Source organism: Streptomyces pactum, from assembly GCF_002005225.1.
GTDB classification, from domain to species: Bacteria; Actinomycetota; Actinomycetes; order Streptomycetales; family Streptomycetaceae; genus Streptomyces; species Streptomyces pactum_A.
On the sequence record NZ_CP019724.1, the window covers coordinates 2,236,338 to 2,251,917 of the forward strand.

7 protein-coding genes are annotated in these 15,580 nt (G+C 72.6%); all 7 read right to left on the reverse strand.

What is annotated here, in order from left to right:
• Positions 1 to 288 precede the first annotated feature (288 nt).
• Complete coding sequence (locus B1H29_RS09195; RefSeq protein WP_055419772.1) at positions 289 to 1,101, reverse strand: LLM class F420-dependent oxidoreductase; 813 nt, start codon at positions 1,099 to 1,101, stop codon at positions 289 to 291.
• A gap of 37 nt (positions 1,102 to 1,138) precedes the next feature.
• Positions 1,139 to 2,083, reverse strand: a complete 945-nt coding sequence (locus B1H29_RS09200; RefSeq protein WP_055419773.1) for an alpha/beta fold hydrolase — start codon at positions 2,081 to 2,083, stop codon at positions 1,139 to 1,141.
• A gap of 119 nt (positions 2,084 to 2,202) precedes the next feature.
• On the reverse strand, positions 2,203 to 4,062 hold the full coding sequence (locus B1H29_RS09205) for a CocE/NonD family hydrolase (RefSeq protein ID WP_159027806.1): 1,860 nt from the start codon (positions 4,060 to 4,062) through the stop codon (positions 2,203 to 2,205).
• A gap of 8 nt (positions 4,063 to 4,070) precedes the next feature.
• The gene (locus B1H29_RS09210; RefSeq protein ID WP_055419775.1) at positions 4,071 to 7,604 is read right to left on the reverse strand and encodes a non-ribosomal peptide synthetase; all 3,534 of its coding nucleotides are present in this window, start codon (positions 7,602 to 7,604) and stop codon (positions 4,071 to 4,073) included.
• On the reverse strand, positions 7,601 to 8,368 hold the full coding sequence (locus B1H29_RS09215; protein ID WP_055419776.1) for a thioesterase II family protein: 768 nt from the start codon (positions 8,366 to 8,368) through the stop codon (positions 7,601 to 7,603). Before B1H29_RS09215 ends, B1H29_RS09210 begins: the two co-directional genes overlap by 4 nt.
• Positions 8,365 to 8,580 (reverse strand): MbtH family protein, encoded by a 216-nt coding sequence (locus B1H29_RS09220; protein WP_055419777.1) that lies wholly within the window; start codon positions 8,578 to 8,580, stop codon positions 8,365 to 8,367. Before B1H29_RS09220 ends, B1H29_RS09215 begins: the two co-directional genes overlap by 4 nt.
• 75 nt (positions 8,581 to 8,655) lie before the next feature.
• Positions 8,656 to 15,531, reverse strand: coding sequence for a type I polyketide synthase (locus B1H29_RS09225; protein ID WP_055419778.1), 6,876 nt, complete (start codon positions 15,529 to 15,531; stop codon positions 8,656 to 8,658).
• Positions 15,532 to 15,580 lie beyond the last annotated feature (49 nt).

Here is a 15,580-nt window from a genome sequence, read left to right on the forward strand (position 1 = left end):
GCCGTCCTTGTACAGGGGGGTTCATCGACGTGGGCCTTGGCTTCGGACCGCGGCGCGGCGGGCGCGGTCATGGGACGTGGGCGCGACGAGGCCGGGGCGGCGGGACACTGCGGGGACGGCCTCGTACGGCCGGGAGCGCTGCGACCGGGTGAGGCTTCCGGCCCACCGGTTTCCCGGCCGGCACGGCCTCGGTGGGCACATGTCAGCAGCGTGCTGGCCATACTCTTAGAGCTTCCCCGGTGTGTCAAGAGAGCGTGATCTTGAGGCCGTACGGCGTCCGACGCGGTGTCAGGACGCGACGAGACGCTTGTTGACGTCGTCCCGGAAGTCCAGCCAGTCCTTGACGGGCGCGGGGTCGAAGTCCGGTGACCGGGCGACCAGTTGGAACAGGCGCGTGCCCACGTCCACGAGGTCCTGGCCGACCTCCTCGGGGCCGCGCCGGAACACCCGGGTCGAGCGCTCGATCTCCGCCGGGTCTCGGCCCGTCTCGGCGCACCAGGCGTCGAGGACGCCGTGTTTGTGCGCCAGTTCCGTGGCATCACCGAAGCCGTGCCAGATGTCGGCATGCCGGGCGGCCAGCCGCAGGGTCTTGCGTTCTCCGTTGCCGCCGACCAGGACGGGGATCTTGCGGGTGGGCGCGGGGTTGAGCCGCTGCCACCGCCGTTCGATCCGCTCCAGCCCCTCGCCCAAGGCCGCGAGCCTGCTCTTCGGCGTCCCGAATTCGTAGCCGTACTCGTCGTAGTCCTTCTCGTTCCAGCCGGCGCCGATGCCGAGGATGAGGCGGCCGTCGCTGATGTGGTCGACCGTGCGCGCCATGTCGGCGAGCAGGTCGGGGTTTCGGTAGGAGTTGCAGCTCACCAGGGGGCCGAACTCGACGCGGGAGGTCGCCTCCGCCCAGGCGCCGAGCATCGTCCAGCACTCGTAGTGCTCGCCGTCGGCGGGACCGTAGACGGGGAAGAAGTGGTCCCAGTTGAACAGGATGTCCACGCCGAGTTCCTCGTACTGGGCGACGGCGCGGCGGATCTCCGCGTAGGAGCAGTACTGCGGCTGGATCTGCACGCCGATGCGGACGGGCCGGGCGGCGGAGTGGGGGTAGGACATGGGCTTCTCTCTTCGGATCGCCGTGGGTGTGGACCGGTCACGGATTGCCGGGCGGTGGGGCCCCGAGATGCCGTGCCATCTTCGCCAGCAGTTCCTCCTCGGCGTCCCGGAGGAAGAAGTGGTCCCCGGCGATCTCCTCGATCGCGGCGGGCCCGCCGCTGTACGCGCTCCACTGCTCCGTGACGTCCCGTCCGGCGTCCTCGTCCCCGCGTCCGTAGAACACGGAGACGGGGCAGTCGAGCGGTTCGGACGGGGGCGCCTTGTAGTGGTCGAGGATGGCGTAGTCGGCCCGGAGGATCGGGATGTACAGCTCCATCAGCTCCTCGTTCTCCAGGAGCTCCTCGGGGGTGCCCCGCAGCCGCCGCAGCCGCTCGGTGAACTCCTCGTCCGACAGGTCGTACGTGGTCTCGGCGGGCGTGGCCAGATGGGGCGCCGGACAGCCGGAGACCAGCAGGCGCCGGGGCGGCGGAAAACCCAGCGCGCGCAGGTGGCGGACGAGTTCGAAGGCGAGGACGCCTCCGAAGCTGTGGCCGAAGACGGCGTACGGGGCGCGGCGTGCCTCCTCCATCCCCCCCGCGAGGTCGTCGAGCAGGGGCTCCAGTTCGGACTTGGCGCGCTCGGGCCAGCGGGCTCCGCGCCCCGGCAGCTCCAGCGGGATGACGGCCACCGACGACGGCAGCCGGGTCTTCCACGGTTCGTACATGCGGGCGGAACTGCCGGCGTACGGGAGGCAGTACAGGTTCAGGACGGGTACGCCGGCCGCCTCGGGCGGAGCGGGGCGCGGCTGCCGCGGCGGTCGCAGTCCGAGGAGTCCGCGGACGGTGGGGTGGTCGTGGATGTGCCGCAGGGGCACGCGGTGGCCGAGCGCCGCGATCAGACGGCGCTGGAGTTCCACCGCGAGGAGGGAGTTGCCCCCGGCCTCGAAGAAGTCCTCGTCGTCCGAGACGGGGTCGGACTCCAGCGTCTCTCGCCAGGCCCTCACTACGGCTTCCCGGCGTGCTTCGGTTTCCGTGTTCATGATGGCGCTTTCCGGTACGGGGGGGGGATCAGGGTGGGCCGTCGCGGGGGCCCGGTGGCGGCACGGGCCGGGTGCCGGCCTCTTCACACCTGGGGCGCTGTGGGCAGGACCACCCTCGACGGGTGGCCTGGGCCCCGGTGGACCCGCACGACCGGCACGGGGTCCCGCTGAGGCACCTGGGCGTTGTCCCGGTCGCAGCAGGTGACGCTGATCCGCAGTCGGCGGCCGGCCGCGAAGACGTTCGACGTGGGGTGCATGTCGGCGACGAGTTCCACCGGTTCGCCCGGGAGCGGCGCGACCGAGTCCGCCGTCCCCGGGTGGTAGGGCAGGCCCATGGCGTCGTGCAGGGGTGTGTCCAGGCCGCGGTGGGATGCGCGGATCACCGCCTCGCTCACGTAGTGGGAGTCGCCCTTCTCGTCCACCTCCTCCAGGTAGACGAAGAACTCGCCGTCCGGGTGGGTGGACGTGACCCACAGGTGGACCAGGGGGTGGCCGGTGACCTCGAGGTCCTCGGTGAGCACCGGCGAGGTGTAGGTCAGGGCCTTGCGGTCGTTCGCCGTGAGGTCGTAGCGGAACCCGGCGCCGTACCCGTCGGACCAGCGGGAGGTCGTCCCGGTGGTGGCGGAGTAGTCGACCTCGTAGGCGTCGGCGCCGTCGGCGGGGCCGGGCCCGGTTCCGTCGTCGGCGAGCAGCAGTCCGTCGTTGGCGGAGGGGACGGTGCCGGTCGGGCCCTCGTGGAAGTGGAACGTCCGGGGCCGCACGTGGGGCGGCGGCCAGTGGCTCGCGGTGCGCCACTCGGTGCCCGGCGGGGCGCTCATGGTGAAGTACCTGACCGGTCGTTCGTCCATGACTCCGTTGTCGACGCCCTTGAGCCAGTGGTCGTACCAGCGCAAGTGCTCACGGGCGATGTCCTCGTCCGACCACTTGTTGTGGCTCCAGGGGCCGATGACGAGACGCTGGGGGTTGGCCAGGTTGCGGTACCAGAGCGTCGTGTCGCGGACCCAGATGTCGTACCAGCCGGTCAGGTGGCACACGGGGACGCCGGAGGCGCTGATGTCGGCCAGCGCGGCGGCGGGGTTGACGTGCTCGTACGGTGTGATGCCCGTCGCCTCGTCCGTGCTGTCACGGAACCGCAGCGTCGCGGCCTGCTCGAACACCCGGGCGTTGAGCCGGTGTCCGGCCACGACACCGGCGACGTCCGCATCCTTCGAATGGGCGGCGCCCGCCTCCGTGTCGAGCCTGCGGACGGTCTCGCCCCAGTTGCGTGCGAAGTCGTCCCGGAAGACTCCGCCGGGGCGCAGGAACGCGTAGAGGTCGAACATCGCCATCTGCGGGACGATCGCCGCCAGGTGCGGTGGCGCCGTACCGGCGGCGAGCAGTTGGCTGATCCCCGAGTACGACATGCCGAACATGCCGACGCGTCCGGTGGACCAGGGCTGCTCGGCCAGCCATTCGGTCACCGTGTGGGCGTCCCGGGCCTCCTGGGGGTCGAACTCGACGGGCCGGGTGCCCTCCGACGCGCCGCCGCCGCGCACGTCGACCACGCCGACCACGTAACCGTTGCGCAGGAGTTCCCGGAGCCAGGGCTGGCTGTCCAGTTTGGTCAGCACGCCGCCGCTGACGTGCTCGGCCCTGCGGTAGCGCTCGTGGCACCAGACAACCGGCAAGGGCTCCTGGACCACCACACCCTCACGTTTGGGACGGTACAGATCGGCGGCCAGGCGCACCCCGTCGGTCATGGTGATCCGTACGGTGCTGCGCTCGGCCAGGTCGGCCTCGGCGAGGAACGCGACGATCTCCGCCTTGCGCGCGAGGAGTTTCTCGCGCAGGGCGGGGGTCACGGCGCCGGCCGGGGCGTCGAAGCGCAGCTTCCCGTGCTCGGCCCACAGGGCTATGCCCTGCGCGCGCAGGGACAGGAGGAGGTCGACGACGCTTTCGGACACGTGCGGGGTCACAGCTCGCCCAGCTCGCGCGCGCCGGTCGTGTCGACGGCCGTCTCCCGGGACCGGAGGGTCCAGCGCAGTGTGTCGATCCGGGCGGCGAGGCCCGCGACTGTCGGCGTGTCGACGACGGCGCGCACCGGGATCTCCAGGTCCTGGGACCGGCGCAGTCGTTCCACGACGGCCAGCAGGGTGAGCGAGTCGCCGCCCAGTTCGAAGAAGGTCGTGTTCACGTCGACCACGTCGAGCTTCAGCACCTCGCTCCACACGGCGGCGACGGCGTGCTCCGTCTCGGTGCTCGGCGGGACCACCACGACCTCGGCCGGTGGCTGGTCGGTGGGCCGGGGCAGCCGGGCCCGGTCCACCTTGCCGGTGGCCGAGGTGGGCATCGTGTCGAGCCGGACGAGGAGGGCGGGCTGCATGACCGCGGGCAGCTTGGGCGCCAGGTACGAGCGCAGCTCCGGATCGTCCGGGCCGCCTTCCGGGGCCGGTACGAGATAGGCGACGAGCCGCTCGCCGGGCTCCAGGACCACCACCGCGTCCGCCACGCCGGGGTGGCCGCGCAGCACGGACTCGATCTCCTCCAGCTCGACCCGCACGCCGCGGATCTTGACCTGGTGATCGGTGCGGCCGAGGAACTCCATCTCGCCGTCCGGCAGCCAGCGGACCATGTCGCCCGTCCGGTAGAGGCGGCGTCCTGGCCTCGCGGGGTCCGGGGCGAAGCGCTCGGCGGTCAGTTCGGGCCGGTTGCGGTAGCCGCGGGCGACGCCGTCCCCGCCGACCAGCAGCTCGCCGGGGACACCTATGGGCTGCTGGTTGCCCCAGCGGTCCACGACGGCGCAGGAGGCGTTGGAGACGAGCTCGCCCAGCGGCATGGAGGCGCGGTCCCGCGAAGCGTGGCCCATGCGCCCGGCGAGGGCCACGCCGGCGGTCTCCGTGGGGCCGTACTCGTTCCAGATCAGGCACCCGGGCGACACGACCTCGCGGATGCGGGCGACCAGGTCTCCGCTGAGGTTCTCGCCTCCCAGGGAGACGTGGCGCAGGGTCGGCAGGGTGACTCCGGTGCCCGTGAGCGCCCGCATCTGGGTGGGCGTGAGGTACAGCATGTGGATGTCGTGATCGTCGACGAACCGGGCCGTGGCCTCGGGGTCCGCCCGTACCTCCAGCGGCAGCATGACCAGGCGGGCACCGGCCGTCAGCGCGTGGAACATCTGCTCCACCGACCAGTCGAAGTGGTACGAGAGGTTGTGCACGACGCGGGTGCCCTCGCCGATGGGCCGGACGTCCTGTGCCCACCGCATCCAGGGGGTGACGGCCGTGTGGGGCAGTCCGACGCCCTTGGGCCTGCCCGTCGTCCCGGAGGTGTACATGAGGTACACGAGCTGTGCCGGGTCCACCGCCGGGTCGGGGCGCGCCCCGGCTGGGGCCGGTGCGGTGCCGCCGTCCGCGTCGACGGGGCCCTCGGCCTCCGCGTGCACCACGTCGACGCCGTCGAGCGCGCCGCCGGGCAGCAGGGGGTGCAGCTCGGCGGTCGTCACGAGCACGCGCAGCCCGCTGTCCTCGACCATGTGGGTCATGCGGTCCTCGGGGGCGAGCGGGTCGATCGGCACGTAGGCCGCACCCGCCTTGAGGATGCCGAGGATGCCGGTCAGGAGGTCCACCGAGGGTGCCGCGCAGAGTCCCACGAGGTGGTCCGTGCTGACGCCGCGTTCCGCGAGCGCGGCGGCCAGCAGATCCGCGCGCCGGTCCAGTTCGCGGTAGGTGACCTCCGTGTCGCCGCTCTCGACGGCCACCGCGTCCGGAGTCCTGCGCGCCTGCTCCTCGAACATGTGGTGGAGGAACGTGTCCGTCGGGTACGGCCCGCAGCGGGCCGCCGACCAGGATTCGATCTGCCGCTGCTCGTCCGCGGGGAGAACCCGCAGGCCGGAGAGCCGCTTCGTCGGCGCGGCGACCGCGTCGGCGGCGAGCGTGCGGAAGTGGTCAAGGATCCGCCACGCCTTGTCCTCGACGAAGAGGTCGGTGTTGTACTCCAGCGCCACCCTGTAGGTGGTCTCGGTCTCGGTCACCGAGAACACCAGGTCGAACTTGGCTGCGTTGCGGTCCAGGTCGACGTCGGTGACCGTGAGGCCGGGCAGCTCCGGTGACGGCATCTCCTGCTGGAAGGCGAGCATGACCCGGAACAGCGACTGCAGCCCGGAGCGGTCCGTGGCCACGGCGTTCACCACCCGCTCGAACGGGACGTCCTGATGCGCGTAGGCGCCCAGCGTCCGCTCGCGTACCTCCCCGAGCAGCCCGAGCACCGTGGGGTCGCCGGAGAGGTCGCAGCGTACGGCGAGGGTGTTCAGGAAGTAGCCGAGCATGCCTTCCAGCTCGGGCAGGTCGCGGTTGGCGCTGGGGGTGCCCACCACGATGTCCGTCTGGCCGCTGTACCGGTGCAGCAGCGCGGCGAGGAGGGTCAGCACGGTCATGAACGGCGTGGCGTCGTTCTGGCGGGCCAGCTCCCGGACGCGGCGCGAGACGGCCCGCGGCAGCTCCACGGCGACGGTCGCGCCCCGGCCGCTCGGGGAGCCCTGCGGGGTGAGGTCCGTGGGCAGGTCGAGTACGGGAAGGGGGCCGCGCAGGCGCTCCTTCCAGTACTCCAGTTGCGCGTCGAACGCGGCGTCGCCGACGGTGCGCCGCTGCCAGGCCGCGAAGTCGGCGTACTGGAGGGCCGGCGGGTCGGCCGCTGGGACGGTGCCCTTGGCGGCCGACGCGTACAGCTCCAGCAGTTCCGCCACGGCGAGCTCGAAGGAGTGGATGTCGGTGATGGCGTGGTGCATGTTGACCAGCAGGACGTGCCACTGGTCCGCCAGCCGGTACAGCTCCGCCCTGAGCAGTGGCCCCCGCTCGACGTCGAACGGGCGCTGCGCCGACGCGCCGATCCGGTCGACGAGGACCTGCTCCCGCTGCTCCTCCGGCTCGCCCTGGAGGTCGATGATCTCCAGCGGCAGTTCCATGGCGGCCTCGACGACCTGGTGGGGCACGCCGCCGACGGCGCGGATGGTCGTGCGGAACGGCTCGTGGCGGTCGACCAGCGTCCGGAGGGCCAGCCGCAGTGCCGCGACGTCGAGGTCCCCCTCGATCTCGACGGCGGCGGGGACGTTGTACCGGGAGCTGGGTCCCAGGATGTGCTCCTCCACCCACAGGCGCTGCTGGGCGAAGGAGGCCGGCGCCTGGAAGGTCCCGTCGGTCCGCTCCGCGAACGCCGGGACGGACGGGCCGGTGAGCGGCGCGTCGTCCCCGCGCAGGTCCTCGATCCTGGCCGCCAGTTCGGCGGCCGTCTGGCTCTCGAAGAGCGCGCTGAGCGGGATGCGGATGCCCAGTTCCTCACGGAGCCGGCCGACCATCCGGGCGCCCTGGAGCGAGTTGCCGCCGAGGGCGAAGAAGTTCGCGTCCGGGTCCGGGGTGTCGATGCGCAGCACGGACGCCCAGACGGAGGTCACGGTGTCCGTGACGGAAGGGGTGTGCGTGTCGCCCTGCGGGGCGGTCCCGTACTGCGAGGTCATGCCGTTCCAGCCTTTCCGTAGAGCGAGACCGCGCCGAGCCGGTCGGTGATGTCCGCCATGACGGCCGTGCGCGCGGAGTGCGGGAAGAAGTGGTCTCCGGGGAACATGCGGCAGTCCGACGGCCCCGTCGTCACCTCGCCCCACCGCGCCAGTACGTCACTGCCGACGCTGCCGTCCTCGGTGCCGCCGTACGCCGTGACGGGACAGGTGAGCAGGGGTTCGCCGCGGTGGACGCGGCTCTCGACCACGGCGAGGTCCGCGCGTATGACGGGGAGGAGCAGCGCCATCAACTCCGGGTCGGTGAGTACGGCCTCCGGGGTCGCGCCCCACTCCCTGAGCCGGTCGCCGAGCCGCTCGTCGGACAGGGTGTGCAGCGGTGGATCCGGTACGTCCCTGATCTGCGGCGGCACACAGCCGGAGGCGAACAGCCGTACCGGCGAGCCCGCTTCGAGCTGCTGCAGCGCCCGGGCCAGTTCCCACGCCACCACGGCCCCCATGCTGTGGCCGAACAGGGCGAACGGGCGGTCCAGCAGCGGGACGACGGCGGGGACCAGGGCGTTGAGCAGGTCGTCCATGCGGTCCAGGGGCGGGGTCAGGACCCGGTCCTCACGGCCGGGCGGCTGAACCGCCCACAGCTCGATGCCGTCGGGCAGCTCGTCGGCCCACGCGCGGTACGCCGAGGCACCGCCTCCGGCGTGCGGCAGGCACAGCAGCCTGATGGCCGCGTGGGGCCTGAGGACCAACGGCCGGACAAGCGTCGTCATCGGGTTTTCTCGTTCTCCATCTTCAGGCGGAGGCTCAGCGGACGCATGTCGGTCCACACCTCCTTGATGTGGGCCAGGCAGGCGTCCTTCGGGCCCTCGTGACCGGCGTGCTTCCAGCCTCCGGGAACCTCGCGGCCCAGCGGCCAGATCGAGTACTGCTCCTCGTGGTTGACCACCACGGCGTACTGGGCTTCTTCCTGCCGCTCGTCCATGGACCTCTTCCTTCTCTGATGAGCGGGTCCGCCGGTTGCCGGACCCGGTTGCGGCCCCGGGCCGCCGTTCCCCTGTCAGGCGCCCGGGGCCCGGGTGGACCGCGGGGCGCCCAGGCGGCGTCGTCCCCTGGGTGCGACGCCGCCTGCCCGCAGGGCCCGCCGCATGGGTCCGGCCAGGGCCGCCAGCGTCGTCCCCGGTTCGGCCGTCACCTCGCGCAGCGCGGCAAGGAAGGCCGCCCGCACCTCGAGGGCCTCCGACTCGGTCAGCCGCAGGGAGTTGTAGGTGAGCCGCATGCTCAGACCGTCCTCGCCCGGCTTGCCGTACAGGCAGATGTCGAGCTGCGAGGTCTGGTTGGCGGGTGGCAGGAAGTCCGTGAACTGGAACGCGGTGGAGAAGACCGGGTTCCGGCCGATCCGGGGCGTGCCGTCGGCGGGCGCCACCTGCTCGGCGATCAGCGTGAACGGGTAGCGGCTGTGGGCGTAGGCGCCGACGCTCTTGCGCTGGGCACGCCGGACCAGTTCCTCGAACGTGTCGGTGTCGCAGAGCGCCAGGCGTACGGCGAGCGGGTTGACGAACATGCCCATCTGGTTGCCCATGCTCTTGCTGTCCCGCCCGGAGAACGGCACGCAGATCACCATGTCGTCGTCCGACCCGATGCCCCGCAGCGCCGCGGCGTACGCGCTGAGGAGGAGGACGTGCACGGTGACGTCCCACTTCCCGGCGAGCGCCGCCACGGCTTCGGACAGGTCCGGGTCGACCGTGAAGTCCACGGTCTCGTTGGACACTTCGGCGCCGGGCGCGTCGTAGTCACCGATGTGCAGCCGGGGCAGCGGGCCGGCCAGCTCGCCCAGCCAGTAGGCCTCGGCAGCCGGGCGCTCGGGACCGGCCAGCCACGCGAACCGGCCGCGGATCAGCTCCTCGTACGTCGATTCCAGCGGCTCCGGCGACGGCTCCCGGCCCTGGGCGAGCGCCTCGTACGTCTCCAGCAGCTCCCGCAGGAAGATCCCGATGCCGGTGCCGTCGGAGATGAGGTGGTGCATGGTGTAGTGCACGCAGTGGTGTTCGGAGCCGAGCCGGTACAGCGCGGCGCGCAGCGGCGGGGTGCCCAGGTCGTCGAAGGGGACGGCGCTGTCCGCGCGGATCAGCCGCTCGGCCTCGGCCTCCGGGTCGGGGTGCGCGCTCAGGTCGATCAGCGGGACGTCGAGGTCGAAAGCGGGCAGGACCCGTTGGCGGGGCCCGTCCGCGGTGTCCCGGAACACGAGGCGGAGCGCCTGGTGCCGGTCGATCAGGTACGCGACGGCCCTGCGGAAGACCTCAGGGTCGACGGCGCGGTGCACGTGCGTCCACACCGGGAGGTTGAGTTCGGCGCGGCCCTCCCCCAACTGGTGCTGCACCCACATGCCGCTCTGGGCGTTCCAGAGGCCGAACCAAGCCGGGTCGGTCTCGTCCGCGGCCGCCCGGCCCGAATCGGTCGCGGTGGTCGTGGTGGGCTCGGTGCCCGGGGTCGTCACCGAGTCCGGGACCGCGGCGGGGTCCGGGTCCTGCGCCTGGTCGGCCGCCTCGTCGTCGGCGGTCAGGTGCCGGGCGAGGTCAGCGACCGTCGGGTGGGCGAACAGGTCGGCGATCGACGTCTTCACGTCGAGGGCCTCCTGCAGGTTGTTCGACAGGCGCAGGGCCAGCAGCGAGTCGCCTCCGAGGTCGAGGAAGGTGGCGGACACGTCGATCTCGCGGATGCCGAACTCGGCGGCCCACAGCCTGCCGAGGGTCTCCTCCATCGGGCTGTACGCGCCGTCGGGCCGCCCCAGCAGTGTCACGTCCGGGACGGATGCCCGGGACCCGGCGGCGGCCCGGGTGGCGGACGCCGCCGACCGGGCGGACACGGCCCGCCGGATCGGCTCGCCCAGGCGGATGGGCGAGGCCGCCATACGGGCCCGCAGCACGGCCGGGTCCAGCACGGCCAGCGCGTCGTGATTGATCTCCCCCACGATCACCTGCCCGTGGTTCGACCGGACGGCGGCGTGGAAGCTCGCCAGCGCGTCCTCGATCTCGACGGACCGGAAGAAGCCCTGGTCACGCTGGACGCCGTGGTCGGCGGCCATGCCGGTGCCCAGCCAGTCGGTCCAGTTCAGGGTGATCGTGCGCAGCCCTCGCTGTCCGCGCCAGGCCGCGTATGCGTCGAGGAAGAGGTTGGCCGCCGTGTAGTCGCCCTGGCCCGGTGAGCCGAACAGGGCGGTGGTCGAGCTGAACATCACCATCAGCTCGGGCGGGTCGTCGGCGGTCACCTCGTCCAGCACCATCGCGCCCATGACCTTCGGGGCCAGGGTGGCCCGGTAGGTGTCGGGCGTCTTGTTCATCAGGAAGCCGTCGCCCGCGGTGCCCGCCGCGTGGATCAGCCAGGTGACGCGGCCGAGGTCGCGGCGGACGGTCGCGAGGACGCGTGCCATGTCGTCGTGGTCGGAGACGTCGCCCGCGCAGACGAGGACGCGGGCGCCGTGGGACTCCATCTCCTGGATCAGGCGGATCCGCCCGGCCTGTCCGGCCGGCCCGTCGCGCAGCACGTCGGGCCACTGCTCGCGGGGCGGCAGTCCGCTCCTGCCGACCAGCGCGATCCTCGCTCCGGGCCGGGCCGCGCCGATGGACCGGGCGACCTCCAGGCCGAGTCCGCCGAGGCCACCGGTGATCAGGTGGACGCCGTCCGGTACCGCCGGAGTGTCCTCCGGTTCGGGGCCCAGGTCCGCTTCGACGAGTTCGAGGACGTAGCGGCCTTCGGAGCGCAGGGCGACCTGCCCGGCCGGGTCCGTCCCGAGGATCTCCCGGGCGAGCGTGCCGGGCGGGACGCCGGCGGCCGTGTCGACGCACCGGCAGCGGACGTCGGGGTGCTCCTGGCCGATGACCTTCGCCAGCCCGAACAGCGCGGAGTGGGCGGGGACGACGTAGGGCTCGTCGCCCGTGACGGTCTCGACGTGCCCCGCGACCACGGTGAGCCGGCGCGGGCCGGTGCTCTGCCTGCCGAGGGTCTGGGCCAGGCTCAGCAGGGCCATGACACCACTGTCCAGGAGGCGTTCCTGAGCGTCTCGGCCGGGGCTGCCCGCCTCGTCCTCGCTCGCCACGAACACGGTCTCCGGCGGCAGCGGCTCCGTCCAGGTGGTCCAGTCGGTGTCGGCGCCGGTCACGTCGACGGTCACGTCGGCGTCCCGCAGCTCGGCGACGACAGCCGCGCGCCGGGGAGAGTCGGCTCCGACCACCAGAACGCGGTCGACCGGCCGCCGTGCGGCACCCGCCGCGCCGGCGGGGTCACCGGCCGCCTCGGTGCGGGCCGCGGGCACCCAGCGCAGGATGTGGTGTGCCGAGGCCCCGCGGGCGTTGTGGACGGTTCGCCGGGGGTCGTGGACACGCTTGGCCGTGAAGCCTTTGACGTCGAGGACGACGGCACCGTCGGGGGCGCAGACCAGGACGTCGACCTTGCGGATCTCGTCGCTCTGCGGGAAGTCCGGGTCGGGCTGGACGAAGCTGACGCACTGGGCGGGCATGGGCCCGTGCACGGTGAGGTGGTCGTAGGCCAGCGGCAGGTAGAAGTCGTGCCCGGACGCGTCGGCGGCGCCGTCGTCGCCTTGGAGCATCGCCCAGCGGTGGAACCCGGTCGCCAGATCGAGCAGCGCGGGGTGGAGCGCGAAGGCACCGGTCTCCTCGTGGTAACGCTCCGGCAGGTTCAGGTGCCCGAGCGCGGCCCGCACGCCGACGTCCACCGAGCGCAGGCTGTCCTGCCAGCGACCGCCGAAGTCCATGACCCGGTGCTCGGCCTGCAGGGTGCCGACGTCCACGGTGGCGAGCCGGCAGCGGGCGGCGAGGGCGGGCAGGTCGGCGTGGCGCGGCGGCCGGGGCCCCGCCGAGAGCCTCCCGCGCACGTGTACGGTCCACCGCCGCCCCTCGGGCGCTGCCGGGTCCTGGCTGACGACCTTGAACGCGGCGCCGTCATCGCCGTCGGAGCGCACGATCGTGTGCGCGACCCGCGGCTGCCGCGCCGTGACCAGAAGGGGGACCTGGAACTCGACGTCGGACAGGACCGTGACCTGCTCGCCGAGGTAATCCGTGCCCGCGGCGCGCGCCATCTCCAGATACGTGGTGCCCGGCACGATGGCCTCCGAGAGCATCTTGTGCTCGCTCAGCACCCAGTGGCGTTCCAGGTCGAAGGAGGTGCGGAATACCGCTTCGTCCACCGTCCGCACCAGCATCTCGTCCAGGAGCGGGTGGGGCCCCGGCGTCAGCGGCGCGCGGGGGGCCGATACGGGCTCCAGCCAGTGGCGCGTGCGCTCGAACGGGTAGGTCGGCAGCGCCACGCGGCGGGGCCGCTCGTCGGCCTGGTAAGCGGTCCAGTCGGGGGTGATGCCGTGGAGCCAGAGCAGGCCCAGGGCGCGCTGGGCGGTTTCCAGCGGCCCGCGGCTGTCCTGCCGGTGCGGCAGCGTGGCGGTCACCAGGCGCGGCGGCTGAGCGCCCGCGAGGTTCCGTGCGGCGAGGCTGCGCAGCGTCTGGCCCGGGCCGACCTCGAGGAAGGCCACGTCCGGGTCGGCCGCCAGGACCTCGACGCCCCGCGCGAACTCGACCGTCGCGAGGACGTGGCGGCCCCAGTAGGCGGGGTCGGTGGCCTCCCGGGTGGTGATCCAGTCGCCGGTCACGTTGGAGAGGAACGGCACCGCCGGCTCGTGCCGGGGCACTTGGGCGACGGCGCGGGTGAACTCCTCGACCATCGGGGCCATCAGTGCGCAGTGGAAGGCGTGCGGGGTGGCGACCGGCCGGGTCGCGATCCCCTGCCGCTCGGCGAGGGCCGCGAACGCGGCGATCGCCTCGTGCGGGCCCGACACGACGCAGTCGGACGGGCCGTTGTGCGCCGCCAGGGAGAGTCCGGCGGGCAGGAGCCGTTCCACGGTGGCCCGGTCGGTGGCGACGCTGAGCATCGCGCCGCCCGCCTGCCGCTCCATGAGCCTGCCGCGCAGGGCGACCAGCCGCAGCGCGTCGGCGAGTTCGAAGACCCCCGCGCGGCAGGCGGCCACGTATTCGCCGAGGCTGTGCCCGATCATGGCGGACGGGGTGACGCCCCAGGCGTTCCACAGCTCGGCCAGCGCGTGTTCCAGAGTGAAGAGGGCCGGCTGGGCGAGCGCGGTGGTGCCGAGCCGGCGGGCCGCTTCCTCGTCGTCCGGCGCGGCGAGCAGCAGGTCGCGGACGTCCGTGCCGAGTTCGGGGCGCAGCAGTTCGGCGCACCGGTCGACGGCCGCGCGGAACACCGCCTCGTGAGCGTAGAGCCCGGCCGCCATTCCCGGGTACGCGGAGCCCTGCCCGGTGAAGAGGAACGCGACGGAGGGCGAGGCGGCGTCGGCGGTGCCGGTCGTCATGCTCCCGCCGTCGCGCATTTCCAGGGCGCGTGCCGCGCTGCGCGGGTCCGGGGCGACGACGACGCGGCGGTGGCGGAACTCCTGGCGGCCCTGCGCCAGGGTGAAGGCGACGTCGGCGAGCGACAGGTCCTCCTGCCGCAGTCGCGCGGCCAGCCGGTCGGAGACCCGCTCCAGGGCCTGCGGGGTGCGGGCCGACAGGACGAGTACCTGGGAGGGGCGGGCGGGGCCGGGCGGGGCGGGTTCCGGTGCCTCTTCGAGGACGACATGGGCGTTGGTGCCGCCGAATCCGAAGGCGCTCACCCCGGCTCGTCGGGGGCCGCCGTCGGGGGTGTTCCAGGGGGCGAGCTCCCGCTGGACGTAGAACGGCGTGCTGGGGAAGTCGATGGCCGGGTTGTCCTGGCGGAAGTGGACGGTGGGAGGCAGCGTGCGGTTTCCCAGGGCGAGCGTGGTCTTGAGGAGCCCGGCGATTCCAGCGGCGGCGTCGAGGTGGCCGACGTTCGACTTCACCGAGCCGATCGCGCAGCGGCCGACGCGGTCCGAGCCGGCGCCGAAGGCCCTGGTCAGCGCCTCGATCTCGATGGAGTCGCCGATCCGGGTGCCGCTGCCGTGAGCCTCCACGTAGCTGATGTCGCCGGCCTCGACACCGGCGATCTCCAGGGCCTCCAGTACGACGGCGCTCTGCCCTGCCACACCGGGCGCGGTGAAACTCGCCTTCGCGGAGCCGTCGTTGTTGACGGCGGTGCCCTTGATGACCGCGTACACCGTGTCGTTGGCGCGCAGTGCGTCGTCGAGGCGCTTGAGTACGACGATGCCCGCGCCGTTGTTGAAGACGGTGCCCCGGCTGTCGGCGTCGAAGGGACGGCAGTGCCCGTCGGGGGACAGGATGCCGCTCTCCTGGTACCGGTACCCCTTGCCCGGCGGCACCTTGAACGCCACTCCGCCGGCGATCGCCATGCCGCACTCGTGGTTGAGCAGACTCTGGCAGGCGAGGTGGACCGCCACCAGGGAGCTGGAGCAGGCGGTGTGCACAGGGATGCTCGGGCCGTGCAGGTCGAGTTTGTAGGAGACCCGTGTGGTGAGGAAGCCGAGCTCGTTGCCGAGCCCCACGTTGGAGGCGCCGATGGAGGCGCCGCTCTCCAGGTTGGCGAAGACGTGCGGGAGGTAGGCACTGGTCCCCGCGCCGCCGAAGACACCGACGCTGTCCCCGATCCGCCCGGGGCTGTAGCCGGAGTGCTCCAGTGCCTCCCAGGCCAGTTCGAGGAAGATCCGGTGCTGCGGGTCCATGATGGTGGCTTCGCGGGGGGTGTACCCGAAGAACTCCGCGTCGAAGAGGTCGACGCCCTCCGCACGGGCCCCGGCCTTGACGTAGCCGGGGCGGGAGAACTCCGCCTCGGGGACACCGACGGCGAGCAGTTCGGCGTCGTCGAAGAAGGATACGGACTCGACGCCGTCCCGGAGGTTCGACCAGAACCGGTCCAGGTCGGGTGCGCCCGGGAATCGTCCGGCCATGCCGATGACGGCGATGTCGGTGCCCAGCTCCTGCGAGTCGTCGGCCTCTTCCACAACTCCCCCAATCCGTACTACCGCGTGGTGTTCTGACTGACGCTGCCCG

Excerpts from the sequence above, each read along its gene's own strand:
- B1H29_RS09220 (WP_055419777.1), bottom strand. The coding sequence starts at position 8,580 with ATGGACGAGCGGCAGGAAGAAGCCCAGTACGCCGTGGTGGTCAACCAC.
- B1H29_RS09210 (WP_055419775.1), bottom strand. The coding sequence starts at position 7,604 with ATGACCTCGCAGTACGGGACCGCCCCGCAGGGCGACACGCACACCCCT.
- B1H29_RS09215 (WP_055419776.1), bottom strand. The coding sequence starts at position 8,368 with ATGACGACGCTTGTCCGGCCGTTGGTCCTCAGGCCCCACGCGGCCATC.
- B1H29_RS09195 (WP_055419772.1), bottom strand. The coding sequence starts at position 1,101 with ATGTCCTACCCCCACTCCGCCGCCCGGCCCGTCCGCATCGGCGTGCAG.